The organism is Fimbriimonadales bacterium (assembly GCA_035559795.1).
Taxonomy (GTDB): Bacteria; Armatimonadota; Fimbriimonadia; order Fimbriimonadales; family ATM1; genus DATMAR01.
Genome location: DATMAR010000012.1, coordinates 415,691 through 442,210 on the forward strand (window position 1 = coordinate 415,691; position 26,520 = coordinate 442,210).

The 26,520-nt window shown below is 46.6% G+C and carries 32 protein-coding genes; 18 read left to right on the forward strand and 14 right to left on the reverse strand.

Annotation, left to right across the window (positions count from 1 at the left end; genetic code table 11):
- Positions 1 to 52: 52 nt before the first annotated feature.
- The 3 genes from VNK96_08990 to moaA are packed head-to-tail and all read left to right on the forward strand — an operon-like array spanning position 53 to position 1,591.
- Positions 53 to 196, forward strand: coding sequence for a hypothetical protein (locus tag VNK96_08990; GenBank protein HWP31837.1), 144 nt, complete (start codon positions 53 to 55; stop codon positions 194 to 196).
- Positions 193 to 528: a hypothetical protein gene (locus tag VNK96_08995; protein HWP31838.1), complete on the forward strand. Its 336-nt coding sequence runs from the start codon at positions 193 to 195 to the stop codon at positions 526 to 528. The genes VNK96_08990 and VNK96_08995 overlap by 4 nt, the downstream gene beginning before the upstream one ends.
- Positions 518 to 1,591 (forward strand): GTP 3',8-cyclase MoaA, encoded by a 1,074-nt coding sequence (gene moaA / locus VNK96_09000; protein HWP31839.1) that lies wholly within the window; start codon positions 518 to 520, stop codon positions 1,589 to 1,591. The genes VNK96_08995 and moaA overlap by 11 nt, the downstream gene beginning before the upstream one ends.
- Before the next feature lie 53 nt (positions 1,592 to 1,644).
- Here moaA and VNK96_09005 read toward each other — a convergent pair whose 3' ends face one another.
- From VNK96_09005 to VNK96_09020, 4 genes are all read right to left on the reverse strand, one after another.
- The gene (locus VNK96_09005) at positions 1,645 to 2,148 is read right to left on the reverse strand and encodes a hypothetical protein (GenBank protein ID HWP31840.1); all 504 of its coding nucleotides are present in this window, start codon (positions 2,146 to 2,148) and stop codon (positions 1,645 to 1,647) included.
- Positions 2,149 to 2,213: 65 nt separating this feature from the next.
- Positions 2,214 to 2,813, reverse strand: coding sequence for a hypothetical protein (locus VNK96_09010; GenBank protein ID HWP31841.1), 600 nt, complete (start codon positions 2,811 to 2,813; stop codon positions 2,214 to 2,216).
- A gap of 12 nt (positions 2,814 to 2,825) precedes the next feature.
- On the reverse strand, positions 2,826 to 3,023 hold the full coding sequence (locus VNK96_09015) for a hypothetical protein (protein ID HWP31842.1): 198 nt from the start codon (positions 3,021 to 3,023) through the stop codon (positions 2,826 to 2,828).
- A 396-nt stretch (positions 3,024 to 3,419) separates the two neighbouring features.
- Complete coding sequence (locus VNK96_09020; GenBank protein HWP31843.1) at positions 3,420 to 3,872, reverse strand: hypothetical protein; 453 nt, start codon at positions 3,870 to 3,872, stop codon at positions 3,420 to 3,422.
- Positions 3,873 to 4,146: 274 nt separating this feature from the next.
- Here VNK96_09020 and VNK96_09025 point away from each other — a divergent pair, with 274 nt between their 5' ends.
- Together VNK96_09025 and VNK96_09030 are read left to right on the forward strand one after the other, a co-directional pair.
- The gene (locus VNK96_09025; GenBank protein HWP31844.1) at positions 4,147 to 5,031 is read left to right on the forward strand and encodes a hypothetical protein; all 885 of its coding nucleotides are present in this window, start codon (positions 4,147 to 4,149) and stop codon (positions 5,029 to 5,031) included.
- Positions 5,032 to 5,045: 14 nt separating this feature from the next.
- Positions 5,046 to 6,413 (forward strand): SBBP repeat-containing protein, encoded by a 1,368-nt coding sequence (locus VNK96_09030; GenBank protein ID HWP31845.1) that lies wholly within the window; start codon positions 5,046 to 5,048, stop codon positions 6,411 to 6,413.
- 73 nt (positions 6,414 to 6,486) lie between these two features.
- Here VNK96_09030 and VNK96_09035 read toward each other — a convergent pair whose 3' ends face one another.
- The gene (locus VNK96_09035; protein HWP31846.1) at positions 6,487 to 7,386 is read right to left on the reverse strand and encodes a site-2 protease family protein; all 900 of its coding nucleotides are present in this window, start codon (positions 7,384 to 7,386) and stop codon (positions 6,487 to 6,489) included.
- Positions 7,376 to 7,864 (reverse strand): hypothetical protein, encoded by a 489-nt coding sequence (locus tag VNK96_09040; GenBank protein ID HWP31847.1) that lies wholly within the window; start codon positions 7,862 to 7,864, stop codon positions 7,376 to 7,378. Before VNK96_09040 ends, VNK96_09035 begins: the two co-directional genes overlap by 11 nt.
- 156 nt (positions 7,865 to 8,020) lie before the next feature.
- On the opposite strand from VNK96_09040, the gene VNK96_09045 reads away from it, so the two are divergent.
- The 6 genes from VNK96_09045 to VNK96_09070 all read left to right on the forward strand — a co-directional run bounded on the left by VNK96_09045 (position 8,021) and on the right by VNK96_09070 (position 14,704).
- Positions 8,021 to 8,257, forward strand: a complete 237-nt coding sequence (locus VNK96_09045) for a MoaD/ThiS family protein (GenBank protein HWP31848.1) — start codon at positions 8,021 to 8,023, stop codon at positions 8,255 to 8,257.
- Positions 8,254 to 8,691 (forward strand): molybdenum cofactor biosynthesis protein MoaE, encoded by a 438-nt coding sequence (locus VNK96_09050; protein ID HWP31849.1) that lies wholly within the window; start codon positions 8,254 to 8,256, stop codon positions 8,689 to 8,691. Before VNK96_09045 ends, VNK96_09050 begins: the two co-directional genes overlap by 4 nt.
- Complete coding sequence (locus VNK96_09055) at positions 8,692 to 9,723, forward strand: NAD(P)/FAD-dependent oxidoreductase (GenBank protein ID HWP31850.1); 1,032 nt, start codon at positions 8,692 to 8,694, stop codon at positions 9,721 to 9,723.
- Entirely contained in the window at positions 9,720 to 10,808 is a 1,089-nt protein-coding gene (locus VNK96_09060) for an FAD-dependent oxidoreductase (protein HWP31851.1), read from the forward strand. Before VNK96_09055 ends, VNK96_09060 begins: the two co-directional genes overlap by 4 nt.
- A 46-nt stretch (positions 10,809 to 10,854) precedes the next feature.
- Entirely contained in the window at positions 10,855 to 12,684 is a 1,830-nt protein-coding gene (gene glmS, locus VNK96_09065) for a glutamine--fructose-6-phosphate transaminase (isomerizing) (protein HWP31852.1), read from the forward strand.
- A gap of 154 nt (positions 12,685 to 12,838) precedes the next feature.
- Complete coding sequence (locus VNK96_09070; protein HWP31853.1) at positions 12,839 to 14,704, forward strand: protein kinase; 1,866 nt, start codon at positions 12,839 to 12,841, stop codon at positions 14,702 to 14,704.
- A 13-nt stretch (positions 14,705 to 14,717) separates the two neighbouring features.
- Here VNK96_09070 and mscL read toward each other — a convergent pair whose 3' ends face one another.
- The 4 genes from mscL to VNK96_09090 are packed head-to-tail and all read right to left on the reverse strand — an operon-like array spanning position 14,718 to position 17,043.
- Positions 14,718 to 15,164 carry a large conductance mechanosensitive channel protein MscL gene (gene mscL / locus VNK96_09075; GenBank protein HWP31854.1) on the reverse strand — a complete coding sequence of 149 codons (447 nt, stop codon included), beginning with the start codon at positions 15,162 to 15,164 and terminating at the stop codon, positions 14,718 to 14,720.
- A 39-nt stretch (positions 15,165 to 15,203) separates the two neighbouring features.
- Positions 15,204 to 15,566: a nucleotidyltransferase domain-containing protein gene (locus tag VNK96_09080; GenBank protein ID HWP31855.1), complete on the reverse strand. Its 363-nt coding sequence runs from the start codon at positions 15,564 to 15,566 to the stop codon at positions 15,204 to 15,206.
- A complete protein-coding gene (locus tag VNK96_09085; GenBank protein ID HWP31856.1) occupies positions 15,556 to 15,951 on the reverse strand; it encodes a HEPN domain-containing protein in 396 nt (131 codons plus the stop codon). Before VNK96_09085 ends, VNK96_09080 begins: the two co-directional genes overlap by 11 nt.
- 15 nt (positions 15,952 to 15,966) lie before the next feature.
- On the reverse strand, positions 15,967 to 17,043 hold the full coding sequence (locus tag VNK96_09090) for a class I fructose-bisphosphate aldolase (protein HWP31857.1): 1,077 nt from the start codon (positions 17,041 to 17,043) through the stop codon (positions 15,967 to 15,969).
- 109 nt (positions 17,044 to 17,152) lie between these two features.
- Here VNK96_09090 and VNK96_09095 point away from each other — a divergent pair, with 109 nt between their 5' ends.
- Complete coding sequence (locus tag VNK96_09095; protein ID HWP31858.1) at positions 17,153 to 17,923, forward strand: prepilin-type N-terminal cleavage/methylation domain-containing protein; 771 nt, start codon at positions 17,153 to 17,155, stop codon at positions 17,921 to 17,923.
- A gap of 18 nt (positions 17,924 to 17,941) precedes the next feature.
- On the opposite strand, the gene VNK96_09100 is transcribed toward VNK96_09095, so the two are convergent.
- On the reverse strand, positions 17,942 to 18,496 hold the full coding sequence (locus tag VNK96_09100; protein HWP31859.1) for a lysophospholipid acyltransferase family protein: 555 nt from the start codon (positions 18,494 to 18,496) through the stop codon (positions 17,942 to 17,944).
- Positions 18,497 to 18,667: 171 nt separating this feature from the next.
- On the opposite strand from VNK96_09100, the gene VNK96_09105 reads away from it, so the two are divergent.
- On the forward strand, positions 18,668 to 19,792 hold the full coding sequence (locus tag VNK96_09105; protein HWP31860.1) for a sugar phosphate isomerase/epimerase family protein: 1,125 nt from the start codon (positions 18,668 to 18,670) through the stop codon (positions 19,790 to 19,792).
- A 267-nt stretch (positions 19,793 to 20,059) separates the two neighbouring features.
- Here VNK96_09105 and VNK96_09110 read toward each other — a convergent pair whose 3' ends face one another.
- Together VNK96_09110 and VNK96_09115 are read right to left on the reverse strand one after the other, a co-directional pair.
- Entirely contained in the window at positions 20,060 to 21,631 is a 1,572-nt protein-coding gene (locus VNK96_09110) for a hypothetical protein (GenBank protein HWP31861.1), read from the reverse strand.
- Between the two features lie 256 nt (positions 21,632 to 21,887).
- Complete coding sequence (locus tag VNK96_09115) at positions 21,888 to 22,583, reverse strand: CoA transferase subunit A (protein ID HWP31862.1); 696 nt, start codon at positions 22,581 to 22,583, stop codon at positions 21,888 to 21,890.
- A gap of 374 nt (positions 22,584 to 22,957) precedes the next feature.
- Between VNK96_09115 and VNK96_09120 the strand changes: the two genes are divergently transcribed.
- On the forward strand, positions 22,958 to 23,416 hold the full coding sequence (locus VNK96_09120) for a hypothetical protein (protein ID HWP31863.1): 459 nt from the start codon (positions 22,958 to 22,960) through the stop codon (positions 23,414 to 23,416).
- Positions 23,417 to 23,472: 56 nt separating this feature from the next.
- Here VNK96_09120 and VNK96_09125 read toward each other — a convergent pair whose 3' ends face one another.
- Positions 23,473 to 23,622, reverse strand: coding sequence for a hypothetical protein (locus tag VNK96_09125; protein ID HWP31864.1), 150 nt, complete (start codon positions 23,620 to 23,622; stop codon positions 23,473 to 23,475).
- Here VNK96_09125 and prfB point away from each other — a divergent pair.
- The 4 genes from prfB (at position 23,560) to VNK96_09145 (ending at position 26,441) form a co-directional block, all read left to right on the forward strand.
- Positions 23,560 to 24,555 (forward strand): peptide chain release factor 2, encoded by a 996-nt coding sequence (gene prfB, locus VNK96_09130; GenBank protein ID HWP31865.1) that lies wholly within the window; start codon positions 23,560 to 23,562, stop codon positions 24,553 to 24,555. The genes VNK96_09125 and prfB overlap by 63 nt on opposite strands.
- A gap of 124 nt (positions 24,556 to 24,679) precedes the next feature.
- Entirely contained in the window at positions 24,680 to 25,267 is a 588-nt protein-coding gene (locus VNK96_09135; protein HWP31866.1) for a 5'-nucleotidase, read from the forward strand.
- Positions 25,165 to 26,151, forward strand: a complete 987-nt coding sequence (locus VNK96_09140; protein ID HWP31867.1) for a M28 family peptidase — start codon at positions 25,165 to 25,167, stop codon at positions 26,149 to 26,151. The genes VNK96_09135 and VNK96_09140 overlap by 103 nt, the downstream gene beginning before the upstream one ends.
- 80 nt (positions 26,152 to 26,231) lie before the next feature.
- Positions 26,232 to 26,441, forward strand: a complete 210-nt coding sequence (locus VNK96_09145) for a hypothetical protein (protein HWP31868.1) — start codon at positions 26,232 to 26,234, stop codon at positions 26,439 to 26,441.
- Positions 26,442 to 26,520 lie beyond the last annotated feature (79 nt).

Sequence of the window (26,520 nt, forward strand, 5' to 3'; positions counted from 1 at the left end):
TTCACAGAAACCGAACAGGTAGACTACTTCTGTGAGCAGAGGCTTACTGCGGTTGCTGTTGATCGTCTTGAAGTGGTTCATCGTTCCGACACTGTTGTTGCTCGTAGGCTATCTTTATCTCGGTCCCTATTTGTTCCCGAAAGTCGCAGGATATCTCTTGAATCGCACACCTGTCGAACAACTTATGCTCTTATGAAAGTAATTATCGCAGACAGCAATTTACTTTGGTCGCGTAGACTTGAAAAAACGATTCGGTCGTTGGGTCATGACGTAGAAACTATTCGCTCGGAAAGCCCCAGCCCTCAAGGCGATTTAGCAATCGTAAATCTTGCAGAGACCTCTTTTTCCCCTTTCGAGATGATACAAACATTGCGAGACGCTGGAATTCCTGTCATCGCCTTCGCAGGTCATAAAGAGAAAGAATTATGGAAAAGAGCGCAAGAAGCAGGAGCGGACAGAATCGTGAGCAACGGAGAAATAGCCTTCAAGTTGTCGAATATTCTTTCGGAGTTTGTCCATGCGGGATAGTTTCGGCAGAACGATTGACTATCTACGCGTAAGCGTTACCGACAGGTGCAACTTTCGATGTATCTACTGCATGCCGGAAGAAGGATATCCCGTTTCTCCGAAGGAAGAACTTCTCACCTTCGAAGAGATTGCACGGGTGGTTCATATCGCCGCGAACCTGGGAATTACGAAGGTGCGACTTACAGGGGGGGAGCCTCTCATCCGAAAAGACTTACCGGAATTAATAACGCAAATTCGCAAACATCCTAAAATTATCGACATCTCTTCCACTACGAACGGTTACTTGCTTTCCGAAATGGCAGAAAAATTAGCACGTGCCGGTTTGAATCGCGTAAACGTTAGCCTCGATACTCTCGCTCCAGAAAAATTCGCACGCATCGCAAGACGAGGAGACTTGCAAAAAGTTCTCGAAGGTATCGAAGCCGCGAAGAGGGCAAAACTAAACCCCATAAAAATCAACTGCGTTTTGATGAAAGGAGTGAATGACGACGAGGTCGTGGATTTCGCAAAATGGACGCTAGATGAAGAAATTCACGTGCGATTTATAGAACTTATGCCGATTCAATGGAATTTGGATGACACGGAGAGTTTTTATCCTCTTCGCGAACTGCGCGACGGCAAAGGCTTATTTTACTTGCGCAAAGCACAAGACAATCATATGCTCGACGACGTGCAGATGAGACGAATGCTCATACCCTCCCAAGAGGTCAAAACACGCATTGAGAATGCTCTCGGTGATTTATTCCCCGCAGAAATTCCTACGAACGGACCGGCTCGTACGTACCGATTGCGCGATGCGAAAGGAACCATCGGATTCATCAGTCAGATTAGCAATGATTTATGCGAACGATGCAATCGTCTTCGCCTCACCGCGGATGGACAACTGCGTCCTTGTTTGATGTCGGATGGAGAAGTAGACTTACGAACTCCCTTGCGGTCGGGTGCAAGCAACGAGGCGATTGCGGAACTCATCTTGCTCGTCGTTCAGCACAAACCGGAGCGTCATTACTTAGCCGAAGGACAAAAAGTCAGAGGGCGAGGCATGAGCCAAATCGGAGGCTAAACTCTTCATGCCCCGAAAGCGCTAAGTCGTTTTGTCAGCGCGAGATTACAAAATTATTTCTTCTGATATTTTTTCTCAGGTGCCTCGAACCAAACTCCATCTTGCGAAGGTCCGAGAGCGAGCTTCCCACCTTCAGACTCTGCGAACAAGGTACCGATCACTTCTCCTTCCTTGTTGTAGATGGCAACATTCCCTCCTTCGGGGTATGCAACCATGTTTGCAGCCGGCACTCCGTCCTTGGTGCATATGCTTATTCCTGCACCTGTCGGTGTCGTCGTAAAATGCGCAACAGATTTCCTGTTCGTGTTGAAGATATTCATACTCCCGCCGGATTTACCTACAAAAAGTTCCACGAACTTTTCACCATCTTTAACGACCTCGATACGTTCTGCTCTCACTATGTTTTGAACGGCAGTTTCTTTTCGGAGTGTTGCAAACGAGGCAAATCCGATAGCAACAAGGATGGTGATGGCGAAGAGCAGTACCATTCGACGATGATGCCGCCTGAGCACTGCAAGTTCTTTTTCGAGAGCCTGTAATTTCTCATCTAAACTCATTTCTATTCTCCTATGGTTATCTCATTTTGCGTCCTAAAATCGGTACATAGCTTCTCATTTTTTACCTACCTGTTGTAGATTTCAAAAGGCTTGTCACGCAAATACTCTACTTGTTCGACTTCGCCATTCAAACGGAGAATCAAAACCGGAAATTTCGTCATCTCCGCCATTTCCTTCCCGGATAACATGTTGAAGTCCATCAGAATGGGTAGTGCTTCTCCACGCTTTGCATACAACTCTCGTAGGTCGCCATATTTTTTGTATTCATAAGAGGATTCGTAATCCTCCATAGAGTCCACGTATAACTGCGTGAAACTCAAGCACTTTCCCTGATGCATGTCGTTGGGGTGCGATAAATAGAACGTATCTTTTGGCACACTCCAAGCGAAACCGGAGTCCATCAAAGCATCCGATAGGAACGGGGGTAACCCAGCATCGCTATAGTTCTTTCGTTGCTCGACAGGCAGATAGCCGTATTCCGCACGGTAAATCTGCAACGCCTTACCGATGGCTTTCAGTTTCGCAATAGACTCGTTGATGTCGTAACCGCCTTGCGAACCTTCCGAAATAGAAGGGCGCATAGCGAAGCCGATGAGGAACAACACGGGGACTGCAAAGAGCATGCCCTGCCAGAGCAGTCGTCTAAAGATACTGATTTTTTTCATTGTTTTGTCTCCTTAGTTTAGATTTGCTGTTTTCGTTTCGTAGGAGCGCCGTGAGGCGCGATACCTATCATGCCAAAATTCGATTGCTTGCGCTAATGCTTTCTGCAAAGGGATATCGTGTTCTGTTTGCTTCCAAATTAACTTTCCGTTTTCATCGAGCAGGTATGAGCGAGGCATGAAACATACGTTGAGCGCTTTATGAATACTCATATTTCCATCTAATATAATCTTAGAGCCAGCTGGAATTCTCTTAATTAAATTCTTACTTTTTGTCTCCTCTACAGGTAATACGACTAACAGATGCCACATTGGCGGAAAAGCATTCAGCAAAGGTTCAAGGAGTCTTTTGTTACATGCACATTCTTGTATATAAAGAATATATGTTATGCCTTGTTTGGGAAGTTCCGTCTATATGTATATAGGAACCCATTGGTGGGTCATTCTTCATCATTCGCATGACTTGCGTCTTTGAAAGACCAATTGGTAATGCCGATAAAAAATATTGAGTTCTCAACCAACCTAGTTCAAAAAGTACAAGCCCAGCAAGACCTATGAATGCCCACATCGGGACTTCTCCATGAAAAAGTTTTATGATTGGCGTACTCCTCATAGAAATGCCCTCAGTTCGTTTACATTACACATGCGCATCTTTCCTTGTTCATTAACCATAAATTTCGGACAGTCAAAGATTCCAAGTTTATTTTCCACTACCATACCTGGGTCTCGCCATACTTCCCCTTTCCAACCTACTATTCGAACAAACTCGCCCAGTTCCTCGATACTCAGATAAGAAATGCATGCAATCTGGTCCGAGAGATGAGATACACGACTTGCCTCCTTTTTGCAAGGCTCACAGCCACAGGTGAAAAACACTGCCTTGGCATCTCTTAGAACCTCCTCAGCAGGATGTTCTTCCCCTCGTAAGTTTATGAGGACGAGTCCATCGAGGCTAGCTACCCCCCCCCCAGCCACGGAAATGCTGTTGGAATGCCTCGCACCAGTTTGTATACAGCCAACAAAGACCAAAGATAAAAATGCGGTCAAAAACAGCGTTTTCATAGCCCGTATGCCCATTTCGAGGTTTCTAAAAACTTCAACACACACATAATATCATAGAAAATCACAAACTGTGCAAAGGTTTTTGAAAAAAATTTTTTAAATAATGTAGACGAATATTTACTATATATCTTTATATTATGTAGATCTTTGTCTACTTACCTCTAGATAGGTTCTCCTACAACAACCTTCGGGAACAAACATAAAATACAGCGAGTCAAAATAAATGTGTAGCCCCCATGGGGTCGTTTGGTGACACTTTGCTAGAGGGAAAAAAATGAAAGAATTAAAGAAAGTCTTCTCTTGTGCGTTTCTTTTTGCGCTAATAGTATTACTTTTTGCTCCTATTCTACGTGGTCAAGGTCAGAGTGAGGTAGTTGCTATCACACGTTTGAAAAACTTATCAAAGGGTTTCAATTTATATACGGAAGCGAATGATGAACATTTTCCATATGCATATAGGATGGACGAATTTCATGTTTACTGGAATTACTATATAGAAGTTCCTGCCGGATGGAGGATGTCAACAGATGCTTACAAAGAATTCACTTATAGTCGTGCGTGGTGCAACTCGACTCAAGCCTATATCGAAGATTACCGCGTTCTCGCTGCCCCCGCTGTTACTAAAGTAAAAGAGAAAGACGTAGATTATGAGAAAAAGAAAAAAGATTATGCAAGCTCTACATACACTTATAATGGATTGTTACATTTATTGCCTAAATCATCTGTCGCAAATCCATCGAAGTTGCCATTAATTTGGCAGGGTTTGGGTCATGCAGAGTTGCTTGGCTTCGCTCTTTCGAACCCAGCTTTGTATTGCGGATCTAATGTGCCTCCCAGTGATTGCATGTATAAAAAATTTCAAAATGAATATTTTAATGGCGTTATATTCGCCCCATATTCCATGTGGTCTTATGAACGTGGGGCGCATTTTCTCTCGGTGGACGGCACTGTTCGGTTCATACCTTTGGGTGGCACTCTTGAATTCGCCAAAACTGATCAATACACCGATCCTTTCGCGGGATATGACATGAACGGCAAACCGACTGCTTATTGGACTGCGGAAGGTTATCCCTTTCTTTTCCGGCCCGATTATGATTTCGAAGAAAGTAGACAAGATGTGGCAATTAATGATTTTTTTGCAAAAGCAATCGTTGACTAAAAGAGGAGTTAATAATGAAAAAAATAATATTCAAACTTTTTACCTTTCTCATTGTTACCTTCGGAATTAAAGCGTATGTTGTTTGTCAAGTGCATCAGGAATGGGTGGCGTATTACACAGGAGCCGCTAATAAATTCAGCGCCGCAGTAGCAACCCAAATTGACAGTTCAGGGAACATCTATGTCACTGGAGCATCGATAGGCTTAGACGGTGACGAAGATATCGTACTTCTGAAATATTCCCCCACGGGAACAATCCTTTGGGAAAGACGCTACGACGGCGAAGGAAATGGTTTCGACGCACCGACGTTCATGAAAATCGGAAAAGATGGAAATATTTACGTTGCTGGAACTTCAGAAGGAACACCTGCAACTTACAACGACATGATTATATTGAAATACACTCCTACCGGAGATCTGGTCTGGGGGTTTACGTACGATGGAACCGCTCATTGGAATGATATTGCAAGATCGCTTGGAATATCAGAAGATGGCAGAGTATATGTTGTCGGCTCAGCGTGGAACACTGATGGCGTTCAAATAAGCGAAGATTTTATTGAAATAATTTTAACGAAAGACGGAACCTTAGATTCCGTAAGGCTATACGGAAATACGTTGCTACGTGAATTCGGTGTAGGAATTGAAGTAGTGCAGAAATATTCCACAATAGAACGCGTTGTGGTAGGGGCACAAATGGATAGTAACGGTATAAATGCTTACAAGATAATTACGGCAAAAGGTAACTGGGTTAATAAGTATAGTTCCTCGTATAGTACAAGTGAAATACCAATAGGTTTAGCGGTTGACTCCCAGCAAAATATATATGTCGTCGCATCTTCTCATCGAAAAAGTTTAAAAAAATGGGATGTGCTTTCACTGAAATATAATCCACCGGCTGGATTGCTTTGGGAGCGAAGATATAGCCGTGGCGATAATGTAGACACACGAGCCCGTGCAATGGCTTTGGACAGCAGTGGAAACCTCTACGTGCTAGCTTCCCTACATGCTGAACTTGCTACGAGCAACCTCTCCGATTACTTACTTCTTAAATACGACACTAACGGCGTTTTGAAGTGGGCTAAAACATACGACAATGGAAAAGAGGACGACCCATTCGCAATTGCTTTAGATAAAGATGGTAATGTTTATGTAACAGGACGCTCACAAACGCAGGAGCGCGTTTGGCAATGCGCAACGTTGAAGTTCTCTCCATCGGGTAATCGAATTTGGGTCGCCCGTTACGGGAGTCCGGTGAATAACGCGGAAGACAACCCACGGTCTATATCTGTTAGCCCTTCAGGTATGGTCATAGTGACTGGTTACTCGAATTATGTCGAAGGAATTACAAGTTTCTTCACGCTCGCTTACAGTCAAAAAAATTAACTCAAAAAAACGATATTCCATTCCCTAATGACATTAAGTGAGACTGCCTAGACTCTAATAATGTCAATAAGCCTTATCTTCTAATCTCCCCTGGCTCCAGATGCGTCTCCGCAACCAAAACCGCAAGAAAGACGACTAAGACGAGATAGGCGAACCCCAAAATCCATTTCTGCTCTTTCGTAGTGGGCTCTTTCTTCTCTTCGGGATAAAGCATTTCTCCACTTTTCAGACCGTGAATGAGCCTCGGTATCGAAAGGATAAGCAGAAGCAAAATGAAAGGATTGCGAATGAATCCGACAAAAAACAACACCGCGAGAAGAACCGTCCCGACCAACCAAAGCCTCGGGGAAATCGCACCCACGATCCATCCGCCATCCAAAGGGAATATCGGAGCTAAATTGAACAAATTAATCAAAAACCCCGTATAGGCAAGACCTAACATCAACAAACTGTCCGTAAGATAATAGAGCCCCAAACAAAAAAGCGCCGCAATTGCCCCCCCAATCGGACCTCCGATGCCGATGATTGCTTCGTCCCAAGCGGATTTCGCCGCGCGTTTCTGTAAAATGAACGCTCCCATTCCGGGAATGAAAACAGGCGGAGTCACGGGAACGCCTTTTCTCCATGCCGCAAACACATGACCCATCTCGTGAACGAAAATCGAAAGCACGAAACCCAATGCAAACCAAAAACCGAATGCCATTGCATAAAACCAAACGCTCAAAAGCATCGAACCCGCTGTGGGGAGAATCTTCCCTAACTTCAAAAACTTCAAAACAGGAAGCAATGCTTTTCCTTTTGCGAGTAAAAACGCTAAGACGACGCCTATCCCTGACAACCACTGCCACACATGGCTTTTCGGCTGCTCGGTTTCGCGTGCTCCCCCGACTATTTCATGTTCCGAAAAAGCCCCCCCTTCGCTCGTATTCGGAACTTCTCGTTCTTCACGATGAGGGTCTGGTCTAATGTCCATGCTTCGCACACCAAACGAACATCGCTACCCACTCCCTTCGCTGCATCTCGACCAGTTCATGCGGATTTTCTAAATATCTTCTCGCGCACTCATCGATAAAATGAAAAGGCTCGTATTCGGGAATCGCTTTCAACGCCTGATGAAACCCCGCTTGACGAAACCAATACTTGCTATTTCCGAAATCTCCTTCCCTGCGATGCATAATGCCATGCCACGTCATCCCCTCGCGCGTCGTCAAATTTTGGCTAATTTTATGACTGCGTTCTAATTCGTCTACGTATAGCCAAATCCCCGCCTGCGCTTCCAGAAGTTCTGCAAAAGCATCCGAGCGAACGACTCGCTCTGCGAGTTCTAAGATTTCCTTATCGTGCGACTCTTTCGGCACTAATGCCGCCATTGCTTTATCGAGCGGCAATGCCTCGAATAGCGAGCGGCACGCCTCCTCGACTTTATCGGGCAGTTCCCGTATCCATTCCACTTCAAAATATTATCCCACCGACCATTTCGACATCTTTTCAAAAATCGCGCCTTACGGCACTCCTACATTTATCGCACCTTCGCAGAGTTTCTAAATCGCGCCTCACGGCGCTCCTACAGGTGTCCTACAACCGCTCCTACAAGATAAAATGAAGGAGTGCCGATTTCGGTTAAACTCTTCGCAGGCTTGAGAATGCGTCATGGTGATTCCCTATCTCTCGACCTCCAACCTCCTATCACGGTCAAGGAACTCATCTCGGAACTTCAGAAAAAAAACTGCTGGATAGAAGGTTCCCGTATCGCCCTCGACCAACGATTCGCAAAAGAGACCGACGTAATAGAAAGCGGCGCTGAGATCGCAGTCATCCCGCCCGTCAGTGGGGGAAATTTATGATTCGCCTTCAGTACGAACCTATAGATGTAGAAACGATACGAAGTGCTTTCGAAGAGACTTCTTTAGGTGGGGTTGCAATCTTTTTAGGGGTTGTGCGAGACATTACCGACGGTCGGCTTACTTCGAAATTATTTTACGAAGCGTACGAACCGATGGCGATAAAAGAAATGGAGAAAATCGCCCGTGAAGCCGAACAGCGGTGGGGCGGAAGAGTGGGAATGGTGCACCGTTTAGGAGAACTCTTTCCAGGTGAGATCGCAGTAGTCACCATCGCCGCCTGCCCGCACAGAGAGCAAGCATTCGAAGCCTGTCGCTTCCTCATCGAAAAACTGAAAACCGAAGTGCCGATTTGGAAAACGGAATTCAGCGCAGAAGACAAAACCGAAACAACCGTTCCGGCATCCACAGCAGAGACTCGAAAAAGTATCCTATAGATGACAAACTCTCCTAATCAATCTAAGAAGAAGGATGAAATCTTCGATACCACCATCATAGGTGCCGGTCCTGTCGGTTTATTCGGCGCTTTTTATGCTGGGCTTCGCGGCATGAAAGTGAAAATCGTAGATTCTCTCGATGAACCGGGGGGGCAACTCGTTGCGCTCTATCCGGAAAAATTCATTTACGATATGCCGGGGTTTCCGGAGATTTATGCGAAAGACCTCGCCCATCAGATGATTATCCAAGCGAATCGATTCCATCCCACTTACGCTTTAGGGGAGCAATGCCAAACCCTCGAAAGGCATAAAGATATCTGGGTCCTTGCGACGAACAAAGCCGAACATCTCTCCAAAACGGTTATCATTTGCGCGGGTGTAGGTTCTTTCACTCCGACGAAATTAGGAATCGAACACGAAGACGAATTCGTAAACAAAGGCTTGAGTTATGGAGTAAAAAACAAAGAGGCTATGCGCAATCAGCGCTGCGTCATAGTAGGAGGGGGGGATAGTGCGGTGGATTGGGCTTTGAATCTCCAAGGAGTCGCCTCCGAAATCACTTTGATTCATCGCAACGACCGATTCCGAGCACACGAACACAGCGTGAGACAACTCCTCGCCACCCCCACTAACGTGCGATTATGGGAAGTCGTTACCGAATTATTCGGTGACGGTTATTTAAAAGCAGTAAAAGTAAAAAACACGAAAACCCATGCGGAAACGACTATCCCTTGCGACAGATTGATCGTTTGCATCGGATTCAAAACCACGCTCGGTCCTCTCAAACATTGGAATCTTACACTCGAAAAAAATAAAATCGTCGTAGACCAACGAATGCAAACGAATTTAGAGGGGGTTTTCGCCGCAGGAGATATCTGCACGCACGAAGGAAAACTCGATTTGATTGCAACAGGGGTGGGAGAGGTATGTGTCGCAGTCAACTTCGCAAAAAAATATATTGACCCGCACGTGAGCGTCTTCCCTGGTCACAGCACGGATATGACCTTGCCCCCCCTGGAAAAGAAGACATGAAGGTCGCGATCATTGGCGCAGGGGGGGTCGGAAGCGCCGCGGCAAGGTTCATCGCAAAAGCAGGTCATGAAACGCATGTGTACGAACAATTTCGCGTTGGGCACGATAAGGGCAGCAGCCACGGCACTTCGCGCATCATCCGCAAATCCTATCCCGACCCGTATTACACCGCTCTGATGAACGAAACTTATCCTTTATGGTTCGAACTCGAGCGAGAAGCAAAAGAAACATTGCATGTCCAGACGGGAATACTCGTTTTCGGTAAACCCTCATCCGAATGGCTCATTCGAACGAAAGAAAGCCTGCGAACAAACGAAGTTCCGTTCGAAGAACTCTCTGCGAAGGAAGTCGCAATACGATTCGGTGGTTTTCATTTAGGAGACGAAGAAGTTGCAATATTCCAACCGGAAGCAGGCGTTTTGAAAGCCGATAAAATCATCGAAACGAATCTTCGACTCGCGCAAGGCTACGGCGCAAAAATTTTCGAGGAAATGGAAGCGGAAATCTCTCCCGATGGGAACGTCCTCATGAGAAAAGGCAAAGAATCGTACGACGCCATAGCCATCTGCGCCGGCGCATGGATAAAAAAATTCGCCCCTCTCGATGTCGAAGTGCGCTTACAGCATTTTGTCTATTTCGATGCACCTCTCGCTAAGCAAATCCCTGTTTGGGTCGAAGCCAGCCCCGACCATTTTTATGGATTCCCGGATTACGGTCGAGGATTCAAAATCGGGCTTCACCGTTACGGTCCTGTTTTCGATCCAAGTTCGCCCGAAAGAACAATAGACCTACAAACGCTTTCTGAAATCGCAGAGTGCGCTCGATTCCGCCTGGGAGCAGGAGCAATTTCTACGCCTAACGTTGTCCAGAAAGACGCTTATACTTGCCTTTACACTGTGGCTCCGAACGAGGATTTCCAAATCGGTAGGCTCCCTTACCGAGTACCTACACATTTCGTGAGTGCATGCTCCGGGCACGGGTTCAAATTCACGATCTGGTTCGGGAAACTCCTCCTCGACTTCATAGAAGGGAAACAGAAACCTGAGGAGTTTCCTCGCTTCTTCGTCCCCTTCGAAGGCGTCTAATCCGTATGCAGGCAATCTTTCCAGCCTTCGAGATATTCTTATTACTATGTGTGGAATAGCAGGCTACATCGGACCGAGGGAGGCAGTATCGGTCGTATTCGACCAAATCACCCGTTTGGAATATCGAGGCTATGACAGCGCAGGCATAGCCTTCCGAACGAATAACAAAATTGACGTCCTGAAAAGCGCAGGGAAACTCAGAAACTTGCGTTCGCTCATCGATGAAAGAAAACCCTCGTCGCATATCGCAATGGCGCATTCGCGATGGGCAACGCACGGCGCACCGACGGATTCAAACGCGCATCCCCATTACGACCAAAACGAAAAAATCGCTGTCATTCACAACGGAATTATCGAAAATTATTACGAACTCACGAAAGAACTCAAAGAAAAGGGACATGTTTTTCGCAGCGAAACCGATACGGAAGTTGCGGCTCATGTAATCGGTGAAGAGTACGAGAAATGCGGACAAATCGTGGAGGCTGTTCGGCGTGCGATTCGTCGTTTCCGGGGGGCTTTCGCAATGGTCGTTTTATGCGTGGATGAACCAGACAAAATCGTAGCAGTCCGAAATGCCAGCCCTTTAGTTATCGGAATCGGAAAAGGGGAAAATTTCTTAGCAAGTGACATTCCTGCACTTCTTCCCTACACACGAGAAGTAATCATCTTAGAAGAAGGGGATTTGGCGGTTCTTACACAAAACGAAATTTATTTAGAAGATGCCGAAAGTCGCCCCAAATTGCCGAATAAACAATACATAGATTGGGACATCGAAGCAGCAGAAAAAGGCGGCTACGAACATTTCATGATAAAAGAAATTCACGAACAACCTATTGCAATACGACAATGCTTAAGCGGAAGACTTCTGAAAGATGGCTCGATACGGCTTCCGGATACTTTCTCGGTCGAAGAATGGAAACGTTTCGAAAGGTTCGTTATCGTTGCCTGCGGAACTGCTTACAATGCAGGACTCTTGGGAAAGTACATCGCTGAAGGTCTTCTGCGTATACCGGTCGAAGTGCAATACGCAAGTGAATTTCGTTACAACAACCCCATTCTTCACGAAACCGATTTGGTCATCGTAATCAGCCAAAGCGGAGAAACCGCAGATACGATTGCCGCCCTTCGATTGGCGAAAGAAAAAGGAATTAAAACGCTCGGGATCGTGAATGTCGTCGGAAGCACGGTTGCACGCGAAGTTGACGCCGTTCTTTATACGCAAGCAGGTCCAGAAATTTGTGTGGCCAGCACGAAAGCGTATACCGCTCAAGCGACCGTCCTTACCCTCATCGCTCTTTATTTGGGTCATTTGAAAAACACCGATAACGAAAAACTCGCACTCTTAACGAGTGAACTCCAACGCCTCCCAGACTTATTGGATTCCACTCGGAAATTAGACGAACCTATCAGCAAAATCGCAGAAAAGATTTATCGAACGAATCTCATGTTTTTCCTCGGACGCGGTGCAGACGCTGCGGTCGCTATGGAAGGCGCTCTGAAAATGAAAGAGATCGCTTATATCCCTACGCAAGAATCGCCGACGGGTGAGATGAAACACGGGCCTTTGGCTTTAGTAGAACCAGGTGTCGTCGCGATTTTCGGTTCGACCAATCCGCTGACTCGAGAAAAAGTCATAAGCAATATCAAAGAAATAAAAGCACGGGGGGGCACCACGGTTGCGATTCTCTTGGAAGGAGATTCGATTACTACTGAAATTGCGGATTATGCGATTCATCTTCCTCATATAGATTCTCACCCCATCGCCGCTCTGGTTAGCGTGATGGCGTATCAATTCCTCGCCTATCACGTCGCCCGCTTGCGAGGCTGCGATATAGACCAACCACGCAACTTAGCCAAATCCGTAACGGTAGAGTAAAGGTTTTTCTTATCGTTTCTATCGTAGGAGCGCCGTAAGGCGCGAAATAAAACATAGGAGTGTCGTAAGGCGCGATATAAAAAACGTCAGCGCCGCTAGGCGCGATAGAAACCAAAACCTGCCCCAAGGAGTTACACATAATAGTAATCAGAACGTGAGCACGCATTCCTCCACGCTCGGCAAATACCAAATCATCCGGGAAATTGCCCGGAGCAACGACATTGTCTACGAAGCCTACGACCCCGAGATGAACCGCCGAGTGGCGCTCAAGGAACTCTTCATGCCCCCAGGAGTGAGCGAGCGTCAACAAAAAGAGCGCTTGGAGCGATTCAAGAGGGAAGCGCGCGCCGCAGGGTCGCTTTCTCATCCCAACATCGTCGTGATTTACGACTTCGGCGAAGAAAACGGTCGCTACTACATCGCCATGGAATATCTGGAAGGGCAAACCCTTCGCAATCGTCTCGATGCGGGAGGCGCTCTTCCCCAAGAAGAGGCGTGCAAGATTTTATGCGAGGTTTTGGACGCTCTCGCCTATGCACACGAACGAGGAATCATCCATAGAGATATCAAACCTGAAAATATCCAACTTCTTCCGGACGGCAGAATCAAACTAACGGATTTCGGCATCGCTCGACTCACCTTCGAACCCTCATTAACCGCCGACGGGCAGGTTTTCGGCACTCCGAGTTATATGTCGCCGGAACAAATCGTCGGTCGAGACATCGATGCTCATAGCGACATTTTCAGTTGTGGAATCGTTCTTTATGAAGCGATTTCCGGACGAAAACCGTTCACCGGAGACAACGTGGTCGCTATTAGTCATTCGATTATGCATGTCGACCCCCCCGACCCGGTGAATGCAAGTTATCCCATCATTCATATCATTAAGAAGGCATTAGACAAATCACCGTCAGAGCGATTCGCATCGGCAAAACAAATGAAGCGCGCCATCGAAGAGGCTTTACAAGCACTGAAGTCCGACCCGTATTTAGCGCAAACCCCCCCCTCTTTGTTTCAAACGTCGCAACCTTACTCCTATCCACAGCCGAGTCCGTACGGACCAGGTCCCTATTCTGGTCAACATCCGGCACCTTACAACCCTTATTCGCAACAAACGCCAGGAACACCCTACGGACAACCTTACGGTCAACCTTCAAGCCAATATAGTCAGCAGTACCCCCCCGGAACACAGCAATATCCTCCCTCTTTCCCCCCCTTCCCGCCTGGTTGGTTTAGTCCCCCCCCAAGAAAACCTCTCTTGAGTCCTGCTGCTGCGGATTTTTTGAAAAAGACTTTTCTGGTCGTGTTCTTCGGTGGGGTTCTTCTCGCGCTTGCTGTCATCGGAGTGATGGCTTTGAACACGGCTGCAGAACGTCACCAGAACTTGCGGTGGGATGAAGAAAGAATCGGCCGTTCCGTCGAAGAAGCGATTGCTATCGCAAATCGAGATTACGATGAAGGTATCGAAAGACTGTTGCGTCTAAAAGACTCTTCGCGCTCGGATAAGTTCCGAAACATCATAAGCAGCGCACTTTCGGAAATTTACATTCGTAAAGGAGAAACCTTCTCTTCACGAGGAGAACTACAGCGCGCACACGACTTTTTCCAATTGGCAGTCGAAGAAAATCCAGAGAACCCTTTCGCGCATTTGCATCTGGCTCGCGCCTATAAAGAATTAGCGGCAAAGAATCAAGCTCTGCCTGAACGGATATCTCTGTACGAAAACTCGCGCGACGCTTACGAAGATACCTTACAAAAAATTGTCGAACACGAAAAGGAGTTGCAAACGGAATGGATGGCAGAAATACGGAGACTTGGTTATTCGAATTATCCTCTGTTTGCACAAGAGATTCGTCGTGAAGCAGCGGATACGATGATTCTACTCGCACTCGAGTTACTGTCTCAAGGTCGGAACGTGGAGGCGGAAATCGAACTCCACCGTGCGATGGGTGTCGCCCCCCCGAATTCTTTTGAGTATTCTCGAGCAGAGGAAGCACTAGGAAAAATCCAAGGTAATTAAATTCGCGAGAGGGTTATAACTCCGAGGTACAGTAAGGACAACGCTTCGCTGCAAGGGCAATCTGAGAAACACAATAAGGACACGTTTTCGTTTGCGGTGAAGGAAGCGCTTCACGCGCTTCCAAACTCCTCCTCAGGCGATTAATCCATTTCACTAAGAAAAACACACAGGCTGCGACAATAAAGAAACTCAGCACGTTATTGATAAAAATCCCGTAGTTAATTGTCGCTGCGCCTGCTTTCTTCGCCTCCTCTAAACTCGCATACTTCGTGCCAGAAAGATTGATAAAAAGTTCAGAAAAATCCACCTTTCCCAAAATCAATCCAATGGGCGGCATAATGATATCTTTCACGAGGGAATCTACGACTTTCCCGAAGGACGCACCCATGATTACACCCACAGCGAGGTCAATCACGTTCCCTCGCATGGCGAATTCACGAAATTCCTTCAGCACCGACATCGCAGCCTCCTTCATCCTGAGAAATTCAAAAATTTGAAATCAGATTTTTTCGTAATCTTCTTTGATGAAACGACTATACCACTGCTCGTATTCCTCTGGAGTGACTAAATGAAGTTGCAAGGGAACTAACATGGGAAAATGACTTCGGATTTGCGCTTTTATTTTCAGTTGCTCACGATAATCTTTAGGCATATTTTTAGAAAGAATAAGAATGTCTATATCGCTGTTCGGTCCTGCCTTCCCCTTCACGACAGAACCGAAAACCATAACCTCTACACTCCCTAAAAGAGACTCAGCAATTTTTTTGACCTCGACTGCAATAGCTCGATAATTCTTTTGATGTTCTCGAACTTCGTGTACGATATCAGAAAGGATGGCAAAATGCGAAGGTTTATCCGACAAACTTTTCTCCGGTTATTTGTTCTGTTATTCTTATGAACTCGATTGCGTATTTCTGAATTTCCTCTATCAGTTCCTCTGAGTATTCCTTAGGCAAATAACGGCTCGTAATGTAAGCATCCTCTAAAGTACTGAAAAAAAGGGGGGATTTATGAAAAAAGACACTCAAAGGTTCACTCTCAGGATAAACTCTTACGAATTCATTAATCAATCTCTCGAAACTGTGTGTTTTCGGGAATTCCCCTGTGTTTTTTTGAATTAAATATTTCAACCATAACTGACACGCTTGTTCTAAATGAAATGCCGCTAAATTATATTTACGGTTCTTCTTGAGAATATCAGCTTCTTCCCAAAAATCTTTGGCTCTTTGTTTTAGAAAATCATCCATGAAAAAAAACTGAAATTACGCCACGGTAATCTCTTTGCTCAAATATACGTCCTGTATCGCGTTCAGTATCTTTACGCCCTCTTCGAATGGTCTCTGAAATGCTTTGCGGCCGGAAATCAAACCCATTCCACCTGCCCGCTTGTTAATCACTGCGGTCGCAACGACTTCCTGTAAGTCGTTCTCTCCGGATACCCCCCCCGAATTAATCAAGCCAGCACGACCCATGTAGCAATTCGCTACCTGATAGCGCACCATATCGATCGGATGGTCGCTCGTCAATTCCGAATAAACACGTTTGTCCGTCTTTCCATAAGGACTTTCTTGCCCTAACACTAGATACCCTCCGTTGCATTCGGGAAGTTTTTGCTTCACGATATCCGCTTCGATGGTTACTCCTAAATGATTCGCTTGACCCGTCAAATCCGCTGCAACGTGATAATCCTTGTCTCTCTTGAAAGCAGGGTTTCTCAAATAACACCAAAGAACGCATGCCATCCCGAGTTCGTGCGCCCGTGCGAAAGCCTGAGACACTTCGACGATTTGTCGCCCGCTCTCTTCACTTCCGAAATAAATCGTCGCCCCCACCGCGACAGCACCGAGTTCCCATGCCTGTTCTACGCCAGCGAACATTATCTGGTCGTATTTGTTCGGATAGGTCAACAACTCGTTGTGATTGAGTTTTACGATGAACGGAATCTTGTGCGCGTATTTTCTGCTGCACGCGCCGAGAACCCCTAACGTGCTTGCAATCGCATTACAACCCCCTTCGATGGCGAGACGAATGAGATTCTCCGGGTCGAAATAATCCGGGTTCTTCGCAAACGAGGCTCCTGCGCTATGCTCTACTCCCTGATCTACGGGAAGGATGCTGAGATAGCCAGTCCCTGCCAGTCTGCCGTGATTGAAAATAGTCTGAAGGCTTCGAAGCACTCTATTGGGCCGGTCGGACTGAGCGACGACACGGTCAACGAAATCCGGTCCTGGAAGGTGAAGTTTTTCCTTGGGAATCGTCTTGCAGGTATGACCCAGTAAATCCTGAGCCTTCGAGCCGAGTATGTCAACGACTGTGGGGTACTTTTCCGCGATTGCCATACTTTTATTGTAACTCAAATTACCATGGTGTGAACATTCCTTGGTTACTCTTAAATTACGTTGTATAATTCAAAAAAGTTAGAGGATTTTTGAAAATTAGGAGCAAGCGATGACCTCTAGAAAGACCGCATTTACCCTGATCGAGCTCCTCGTCGTAATCGCGATTATCGCCATTCTCGCCGCCATCCTATTCCCCGTTTTTGCACGTGCGAAGGAGAAAGCGAAACAGATTGCCTGCCTAAACAACGCGAATCAAATGGGTAAAGCACTTATGCTCTATGCCGGCGACTATGACGATCGTCTGATGACACGCCCAGATAACAATTACCCTTGGACCGACGAAGATGCATGGTACACATGGCTCGATTGGGTCAACCCATATGTCAACAACATGATTGTGCGCAAATGCCCTGCCTATGACGAACCCTATCCAATCCCCGATTACTGGGGAGTGGACCGCGCTACCTATACGACTTACATTATCAATTACGATGTGATAGGAGATTATGACGACGCTCTCAATGCGTACTTTTCGATGATTGAATATCCAGCGACTACGATGCTTATTGCAGAAAGCGCTTCGGGATTCACATGGTTTTCTGGAGACGAATGGTGGAATACATGGACGTGCGCAGATATGATTATGCACAACAGCGGAATGCATTATAAAGAATATTTATCCGTTAAACGAACATTGAGCGGCAACCAAACCGACCAAAGCAAATTCGCATTCCAAGCGAATGTCGTTTTGATTGCCGCAGATAGTCACGCGAAAGCAGCGAAAATGTCGAACGATCGCCCCAGAAAGATCGTAAACGGAAAAATCATCGAACCCTTCTGGGGGGGCATGACGTGCGACCCGAAACTTACAGAGTTTTAACAATTTGAAGAATATTTCTCATTCCAGGGTTAGACGAGTAAGTTCTTCCTGAATCCATTTCACGATTTCTTCCGTCGAAGTCTCCTTCGAAAATCTTTTCGGCTCCCCGATTCTCACTCTAACCCCCCCGAATGCAGGACGTGGAATAAGAGAACGAAAAGGCATTATCCGATTCGTCCCTCGCAGACCCACACACAAAACCGGAACACCGGTCATGCGCGCAATCATCGCAGCCCCCGGCTGAATCGGCTGCAACTGCCCCGATTCACTCAACTGGCCTTCGGGAAAAATTACGACCGCCTCTCCACGCTCCAGATAATGCATCGCCATTCGTATTGCAGCCCTATCAGGTGCACCCCGCTTTACCGGAAACGCTCGCAACCACCGAATCAACCCACCGAAAAACCGAATCCTGAAAAGCTCTTCTTTCGCCATGAAATAAACGGGTCTTTGTATCGCGTAAGCGACGACTGGAGGGTCACAATCGCTGATATGATTCGCCAACACGAGTAAAGGACCACTCTTCGGCACCTTTTCTCTTCCCTCGACCCGCACTGGGCCAAAAAGAAACATTACCAATGCAAGCGGAAATTTCCCTATCTGGAAAAACCACGAAGGGTACGGCACTCCAGTATTATGCTATTGGAAACCCGAAAGGCAGTATAACTTCGCTATAGGAAATTCACGCTTGCCCTTGGGTTGAATAAATGAAATGCGACTTCTATCGCTAAAAAGGAGGTTCATATGAACATCAATGAACAAAACCTTCGCTTACTCGAAACGAAATACGCTGACTACCTCGAAGGCTCTTTAGTGGATGAGTTTTTGAACGACTTCGGCATCAAATTCGCCGCGGGACATTGGTGTGCAGGCGAGTTTTACGATAGGTTTTGTCCCGTGGGCTACAACAGCAACATAAATTTCGACAACAGTGTTCCTGCTCAAATCTCTCGCGTTGCGAAAGCCGGAATCAAAGGAATCGAATTTCACAATGTCCTTTTCACCAGCAAAGACGGCAAAGATCCAGAAAAAATCGAGGAAGCCCGGAAAGCTCTCGAGCAACACAATGTCGTAGCAACGAACATGAACATGAATACCTGGACAGACCCGAAATGGAAATTCGGAGGAATTACGCATCCAGATCCTTCAGTTCGTAAAGATGCCCTCGCCATGTGTTTAGAAGGAGTGGAAATTGCAAAAGAACTCGGATGTGTGTCATGTAACATCTGGCCTGGAAGTGACGGTTGGGATTATCACTTCGAAACGAACTACGGAAAGCGTTTCGATTGGTATATCGAAGGATGTACGAAGATTGCAAAAAAATGCGATGAAAAAGGACTCAAATTCGGAACAGAACCCAAACAGAAAGAACCTCGCGAAGGAAATATGATTGTGAACACGGTCGCAAAAGCCGCTATCGTTGCTTTAGAAGTCAACAAAAATCTCGGCAAAACCGTGATGGGTGTAGTGATTGACTATGGTCACGAACAAATGGTCGGAAACACCCCTGCCGATTCTTTATATATGTTGAAACGCGTCGGTGTGCCCATAGCGAATTTCCATATCAACGGTGCGAAATACAACAGCAACGACGAAGACCGCATCGCTGGCACGGACGACATCTGGAGACTCGTGGATTTCTGCTATGCGGCTATAGACACGGGATATGACGGTTGGTTCGGAGAAGACCAATTCACGTATCGCACGGAGCAAGTAGTCTCGATGAGGTTGAGCATGGAATTCTTTGCAAACTGCATGAAAAAAGCGATGAAAATCTATGCGAAACGAAACGAGTTGGAAAAAGCGCAATCCTCCGGAGATGCAGCGAACACCATACAAGTCGTAAAGCGCATTTTGTACTCCGGATAATCGCTTGTACTTCGGATGAATCATTTGTGCACAGGATAAAGTCACACAAAATCGGTTCCCCTTGCGTAAGCAGGGGGAACCTTACGGAGGGGGTAATTCTTTTTCGCTTCATCCACAATTGGCACTTTCACATAAATCTCTTTCACTTTATGCAGCGAATTGTTAGGAAACCCGCGCTTTTACTTTAATATAGAAAGAATAAAAAAATTGGGGTTGCTTTCGCAACCCCGAATTTCATTTCAAAACAAAGGAATCAGTTCTCAAAAATTACTGGACAGTGAAATGCAAGCAATCAACATCAAGCGTCCAAAGGCTGGGAACAAAGCCAGTCTTCGTCAAGTCGTAGCGAAGTTCTACTTCACCATCCGAATCCTTGATGTATACGTTCGGATCGCCAGGAGCATCAACGTCAATGTTCAGCTCTATTGTGCCGACACTGCCGCTGCTAACGACTGTAGAACCCGAAGTGTCCTTCTTCATCAAGATGAGCGAGTACGCTGCCCCACCGAGACTCGACTTGAACTGCGTATGAATGTGCAGGTTGGTCGCACCGGTCTTAATCGGTGAGAGTCCCTTATATGCAACGAGAATCTTTACGCCAGTCACCGATTGCGTTCGCTCACGGTTCGTCTTGTCGTAAATGTTGTCACATACGTAGGTGTCGGACAAATCACCAGCAGCATCTTGACCACGGATAATAACCTTCGTGCTCGCTGTGAATTCAGACGCGCTTGACTGATTCGCTCGCATGTAGAAGTTCGCTACCGGAGTACCGCCGAACCAGAAAGCATTCCAGCCGGGATAACCCGGATAGTCTTTGATCACGAACCAGTTTTCACTCCATCCGACAACCGGCGGGCTGAAAATCACCAACCCTGCCCAGTCACCAGCCACATTTGTCATTCCTGTGAAAGTGACCGTGACATAGAACGAATCCGGAACACTCAAGCCGAGACCTGTCAATGTGATTTCGGTCGGCCCACCAGGAGCGAGGTCTTGAGGCGCGGATTCATAAAGAAGGGTGTCCGGCGCCGGGAAGCCATTCGTGGTCGAACCGCCATCATGACGATACACACGAATGATGACTTTCTCGTCACCTTGTTCCACTGCTAAATCAGCGAAGTAACCGATTGTTACGGAATCGATATTCGTGCCACGCATTGTGCTCGAACCTTCGGGTGATATCCAGTCACCATACTCCGTATTGTGCGGGAAGAAGAAACCGGTATCGTTTAGGCTGTTATCAAAAACAGCAGGGCCAGGCGCCGCGCCTGTCCAGAGGCTAACACCGAAGTTTGCAATTGGGGCACCACCGAAATAGTACTGTCCCCAACCACCCGCACTCGGGTCGTTCTCGACGAAGAGGTCTGCACTCGAACCTGCACTGGGCGGGTCGTACATAAGCATTCCCACGTCCGGTGCGCCACCTTCATTAACATCGAAGTCGAGTGTTGCAAAAAGAGTCTTACTCGGGTCCACCGTCACTGGGGTAGCAAGTTTCACTGTGATAAGGGTTTCGTCGTCAATAACAGGGACGTCTAACGCTTCGACTTTCATTTCACCGGCGCTGGGCAAGCCATCGCCATTGGTGTCTTCATAAAGTCGAACATCCACGGTGGGGTTGAGCGCCCAATTCGACTGCCAAACGGCAAATGAAATTTGGTAAACGGTATTGCTCGAACCTGCACCGAGAAGAAGATCATCACCATGCTCATTCGGGCTTGGATAGTAATAACCTTGAGCGACGGCTGGATCCATATTGCGGAAACGATTTTCTGCCTGTCCATAAGCCAAAGCAGCGAGGGCTGCTAAGGGGAGAACCATGGCTATTTTTCTCATACTTTCCTCCATACAGCTGTAGGTTTAGATATTTGATTAGACTCAGCCGGAAAAGGACAAAACGGTATCGTTTTGCCCGAAGAACCTCTGCCGAGCAGAATAAGCCTTTAGACCAGCCAAGTCTGACCTCATTATACTTTAGAACGGGAGGGAATGAGGCATGGTTCGGGAAAAATTTTTACAAATCCGTAAAAACTATGAGGAAGTTAAATCTTAGGTTTATTTACTTGTCCTACTTTCTCCGACTCACCCGATTTCAATCACGTACCGTCAATTGTTCGATTCGTTTTTCGAAAGTCCCTTGCACTACCATGTCCACATAAATCGAAGGGGTATGAATGCATTCGGGGTCGAGTGCCCCGATTTCGACAATTTCTTCGACCTCACAAATTGTTATTCTTCCGGCGGTAGCCATCATAGGGTTAAAATTACGCGCGGTTTTTCGATAGATTACATTTCCTAATTTATCTGCTTTATATCCTTTCACTAAAGAAACATCTGCGGTAAGCGCAGTCTCGAGCACGAACCAGCGTCCATTGAATTCACGAACCTCTTTTCCTTTGGCAACCTCCGTCCCATAACCGGTGGGTGTGTAAAAAGCGGGAATTCCTGCTCCCCCTGCGCGTATTCTCTCTGCTAAAGTCCCTTGAGGAACGAGTTCGACTTCCAACTCACCACTCAAAAATTGCTTTTCGAAAATATCGTTTTCTCCTACGTAACTCGCTATCATTTTTTTGATTTGTCGCGTTTGCAGAAGGATTCCCAACCCGAAATCGTCAACGCCGGCGTTGTTGCTGATAATCGTTAGGTCTTTGACTCCCAGTTCTCTCAGCCCTTTGATCAGGTTTTCGGGGATTCCGCAAAGCCCGAAACCGCCGCACATAATCGTCATTCCGTCACGAACACCGGCTCTTTGCAGAGCCTCCAAGGCACTCCCTACCGTTTTATCCACGGTAACGGTTTATACCATAGATTTTTGAAAACATTTTCTTTGGCTTATTTTTTTCCCGTAAAAATAATTTTTTAGGAACGACCCTTGGAAAATGCATTTCTGCATAAAACTTCCGATTATTTAAAATGCGAGAGGGACGGGGTGGTGGACCGTCCCTCCACATTCACGCGAAGCCGAGAACATTAACCCTAACTCCGCGCCTCTCCTTTTGCCAACCCGGAATACAACCGGATAAAATCTATTGTACACAAAAATCTTCGAAAATGTACAAAATCCTCGTAATATTACGTGCATAACTTATATAAAAATTTGTTAAATTTTTTCAGCCTTTACCCTAAGAAATGAAGCCGTTTCTGCCGGAATTATAAGGAGAGATGGTTTTAGGGCTTATTTTCTACGCGCTTGTTTCCCTGGCGATTACTTTCGGCATCTTGGTCATCCGGGCTTGGTTCACACGCGTGGGGATTTTAGGTGAGCATCCTGCTACACAACGATTGCTCATGATTTGGATAATCGTTTTCGCACTTCCCTATATCTGGGTCGAAGTATTGACATTCTGGAAAGGTAAAGAATTCGAAGAGGAAATTTCATACATCGCCTATAGCGAAAAAATCTTGGGAGAACCACTTTATTACAAAGTTCAGTACGCATTCCGAGGAACAGGAAAAGTCATCCTTATTGCTGAAGATACGAGCGAATGGGGGGGAACGTTTCGAAATATATACTCCATTTCCTTTTCGCACAATGGAAAAGGATGGGTAGCCAAGCGAATTGACGAAGTGAACACGGAAGACGGCGACTCCGCAGGCTTTACTTTCCCTCCTTACTGGTAATCCATTTCACGCTTTCCTCTCCCAAAGCAAGGTAAAATAAGTACTGATGTACGAACTCAAAGTGCAGGAAGCGCTATCAGAAGCAAAACGTCGTCTCGACGCAATCGGAGAACATCTTTGACGTACGTTCCATAAAAGAAGAAATCGAACGTCTTCGTCAACAAATTAACGCACCAGACTTCTGGGAAAACCCAAAGCAAGCCCAAGCGGTAATGCGTCGTCTCTCTGCTTTAGAAGGGAGAATCGAACCACTCGAAAAACTACGCAAATCGCTGCAAGACATCACTGAGTTGCAAGCCTTGCTCGAACTTTCGCCCGACCCCGAAACGGAACGTTCCTTAGAAGAAATGATTCGTTCCTTCTTGCGTGAACTCGACGAATACGAACTCAAAGTGCTCCTCGATGATGAATACGATATTAGAAACGCAATCGTGGAAATCAGCGCAGGAGCAGGCGGCACCGAAGCCTGCGATTGGGCGAGGATGCTTTACCGAATGTACACTCGATGGGCAGAAAGAAAAAATTATAAAGTCGAAGAGCTATCCATGACTCCTGGCGAAGTGACCGGAATTCGAAATGTGACTTTTCGCGTCGAAGGACCTTATGCCTATGGGTATCTGAAGTCGGAGCATGGCGTTCATCGTTTAGTCCGCATTAGCCCATTCGATGCCACGAACCGCAGGCACACCTCTTTCGCCCTCGTCAATGTCCTGCCAGAGGTCGAAGAAACCGAAATTAACCTCAAACCCGAAGAATTGAAAATTGAAACCTTCCGGGCAAGCGGAGCTGGCGGTCAGCACGTCAACAAAACGGAATCTGCGGTGAGAATCATCCACATTCCTACAGGAATCGTAGTAAGTTGTCAAAACGAGCGCAGCCAGCACAAAAATCGCGCCACCGCTATGAAAATTCTCGCGGCTCGACTCGCCGCTTTAGCAAGAAACCAGACGGAGGAACGACTCCACCAAATGCGAGGAGATTTGACGTCGGCAGAATGGGGAAAGCAAATTCGCTCTTATATCATGCAGCCTTATGCGCTCGTCAAAGACCAGCGGACCCAGTACGAGACAACAAACGTGCAAGCCGTTTTAGATGGCGAGATTGACGAGTTTATCGCTGCTTACCTCAGGAAAAAATAACGTTTTTTTCACAGAGGTTGTCCTTAGAAGGAGTCTTCGATTTGTAATATGCCCTCCGAAGCGTTATAATTTGAATAACGCAACGTTAAAGTGTGAGAAGTTGCGAAACACAAGAGAACCTCGAGTGTCTAAATTAGTAAGAATGCGCGCGTTTATTGCTCTCCTTGGCTTCCTTTTTACGATTCCTGTGTCCGCCCAGCTCTCGAACGACCCAGGGGCAGGACCTCACGCCCGCGCACAAGCCGCAGCAGATTTGATACGCGAGGCAGCAAAAACCCCTTTAGCCTTCCTCCCAGCAGGACTCTTGAAGCAACCCGACCCAGGTGGAGACCTGGCTTTTCTCATTCTTTATCCCACCAACGAAATTGTCGTCGTGCGTCTGAGCGGGGCTGAAATTCGGGAAGCCCTCGAGCGTTCTTTAGCCAGTTATCCCGCTTCCAGCAACGCCTTCCTTCAAATCTCAGGTGCAACGGTAATTTTCTCTCCTTCCGCTACGAGAGAACGCGTAATCGAAGTGAAAATTGGCGATTCTCTTTTAGAACCTTCACGTCAATATGAGGTGGCTATGCCAGAATCCTTAGCGCGTGGTGCGCTGGGATATTTCAAAATATGGGACAAATCGAAAATCGTAAGAAATGTCGGGAAAACGCTGGACGAAGTGCTCAAGGGCAAAACGGACATCGCGCGTTCACCACGATACATCGCTCGCTAATCGCAACCGCTTTTTTATTCGGTTGTTCTTCTTCTGCTTTTCATAACGTATCCGATACGCTGTTCGATGGCGAAAAAGCATTCGCGCTTTTAAAAGCACAAACGGATTTCGGACCGCGATACTCGGGCACTCAGGCGCACATCAAAATGCGCGATTGGTTAGTCTCTCAGGCAAAGCAATACACGGATAAAGTCTCCATCCAAGAATTTCAACACACTTGGAGCACGAATGGTAAAACGCTGAAAATGTATAACGTTATTGCCGATATGGATTTTAAAGCGAAAAAAAGAATTCTCCTCGTCGCACATTGGGACACTCGACCTACCGCCGACCAAGAACTCGATTCCGCGAAACGCAACAAGCCCATCCTCGGAGCGAACGACGGAGCGAGCGGGGTCGCAGTTTTACTGGAACTCATGCGCGCATTCCGAGAAAATCCCCCCCCTGTAAACATTACGTTTCTTTTCGTAGATGGAGAAGACTTGGGTCCAGAATCCAACGATATGTTTCTCGGCGCAAAATATTTCGCAAAAACCACGAACCCTCGTCTATACGCTTACGGAATTTTGCTCGACATGATCGGGGATAAAAATCTACGAATCCCGAAAGAATCGTTCAGCGTGTACTATGCTTCCTCGCTCGTGGAGCGCTTTTACGCTCATGCGGCGAAAATCGGATTGGGGAAATATTTTCCGAACGCCTCTCAATCGTGGATTTCTGACGACCACGTGCCGCTAAACGAGGCAGGTATTCCTACCATGGACCTCATCGATTTCGATTATCCGTACTGGCATACCTTAGATGACACTCCGGATAAATGCAGCGCTGACTCGTTAGCGGTCGTTGGTCGTGCAGTAGAGTCTTTCCTTCGCGCGGAAAAATAAAACCTTTAGTAACCTGTAATTCGAACGAGTTTTTCACGAAAAAGCTAAGTTTGGCATTTCGTTTTGCCAAAGAAAAGAATGTGCGCAAGAAGAAAAGTACGAAGCCCATAAAAGTATGCCCTGGGTGCAACGCCGTCAATGTCGCTTCTCATGACACATGCTATCGCTGCGGGTGGAAGGGAAAGTTCTACAATGACTCGAAGTTATTAGACAGCGTAATAAAAAACCTTTTCGATAGCCGAACCGAAGGTCAAAACTACACACATGCTGTGATTCGAACGGACAAATGAAGAACAGACAAATGAAGTGGTCAAACCCTCGAACATTGACCTTGATGAATAATCGCGCCTCTGTCCTTCAACAAAATTT

Coding starts and splice junctions, on each gene's coding strand:
- VNK96_09020 (HWP31843.1), bottom strand. CDS start 3,872: ATGAAAACGCTGTTTTTGACCGCATTTTTATCTTTGGTCTTTGTTGGC.
- VNK96_09085 (HWP31856.1), bottom strand. CDS start 15,951: ATGGATGATTTTCTAAAACAAAGAGCCAAAGATTTTTGGGAAGAAGCT.
- VNK96_09025 (HWP31844.1), top strand. CDS start 4,147: ATGAAAGAATTAAAGAAAGTCTTCTCTTGTGCGTTTCTTTTTGCGCTA.
- VNK96_08995 (HWP31838.1), top strand. CDS start 193: ATGAAAGTAATTATCGCAGACAGCAATTTACTTTGGTCGCGTAGACTT.
- VNK96_09095 (HWP31858.1), top strand. CDS start 17,153: ATGACCTCTAGAAAGACCGCATTTACCCTGATCGAGCTCCTCGTCGTA.
- VNK96_09105 (HWP31860.1), top strand. CDS start 18,668: ATGAACATCAATGAACAAAACCTTCGCTTACTCGAAACGAAATACGCT.
- VNK96_09090 (HWP31857.1), bottom strand. CDS start 17,043: ATGGCAATCGCGGAAAAGTACCCCACAGTCGTTGACATACTCGGCTCG.
- VNK96_09030 (HWP31845.1), top strand. CDS start 5,046: ATGAAAAAAATAATATTCAAACTTTTTACCTTTCTCATTGTTACCTTC.
- moaA (HWP31839.1), top strand. CDS start 518: ATGCGGGATAGTTTCGGCAGAACGATTGACTATCTACGCGTAAGCGTT.
- glmS (HWP31852.1), top strand. CDS start 10,855: ATGTGTGGAATAGCAGGCTACATCGGACCGAGGGAGGCAGTATCGGTC.
- VNK96_09110 (HWP31861.1), bottom strand. CDS start 21,631: ATGAGAAAAATAGCCATGGTTCTCCCCTTAGCAGCCCTCGCTGCTTTG.
- VNK96_09120 (HWP31863.1), top strand. CDS start 22,958: ATGGTTTTAGGGCTTATTTTCTACGCGCTTGTTTCCCTGGCGATTACT.
- VNK96_09010 (HWP31841.1), bottom strand. CDS start 2,813: ATGAAAAAAATCAGTATCTTTAGACGACTGCTCTGGCAGGGCATGCTC.
- VNK96_09100 (HWP31859.1), bottom strand. CDS start 18,496: ATGTTTCTTTTTGGCCCAGTGCGGGTCGAGGGAAGAGAAAAGGTGCCG.
- mscL (HWP31854.1), bottom strand. CDS start 15,164: ATGTCGGTGCTGAAGGAATTTCGTGAATTCGCCATGCGAGGGAACGTG.
- VNK96_09060 (HWP31851.1), top strand. CDS start 9,720: ATGAAGGTCGCGATCATTGGCGCAGGGGGGGTCGGAAGCGCCGCGGCA.
- VNK96_09005 (HWP31840.1), bottom strand. CDS start 2,148: ATGAGTTTAGATGAGAAATTACAGGCTCTCGAAAAAGAACTTGCAGTG.
- VNK96_09140 (HWP31867.1), top strand. CDS start 25,165: ATGGGACAAATCGAAAATCGTAAGAAATGTCGGGAAAACGCTGGACGA.
- VNK96_09050 (HWP31849.1), top strand. CDS start 8,254: ATGATTCGCCTTCAGTACGAACCTATAGATGTAGAAACGATACGAAGT.
- VNK96_09055 (HWP31850.1), top strand. CDS start 8,692: ATGACAAACTCTCCTAATCAATCTAAGAAGAAGGATGAAATCTTCGAT.
- VNK96_09035 (HWP31846.1), bottom strand. CDS start 7,386: ATGGACATTAGACCAGACCCTCATCGTGAAGAACGAGAAGTTCCGAAT.
- VNK96_09015 (HWP31842.1), bottom strand. CDS start 3,023: ATGAGTATTCATAAAGCGCTCAACGTATGTTTCATGCCTCGCTCATAC.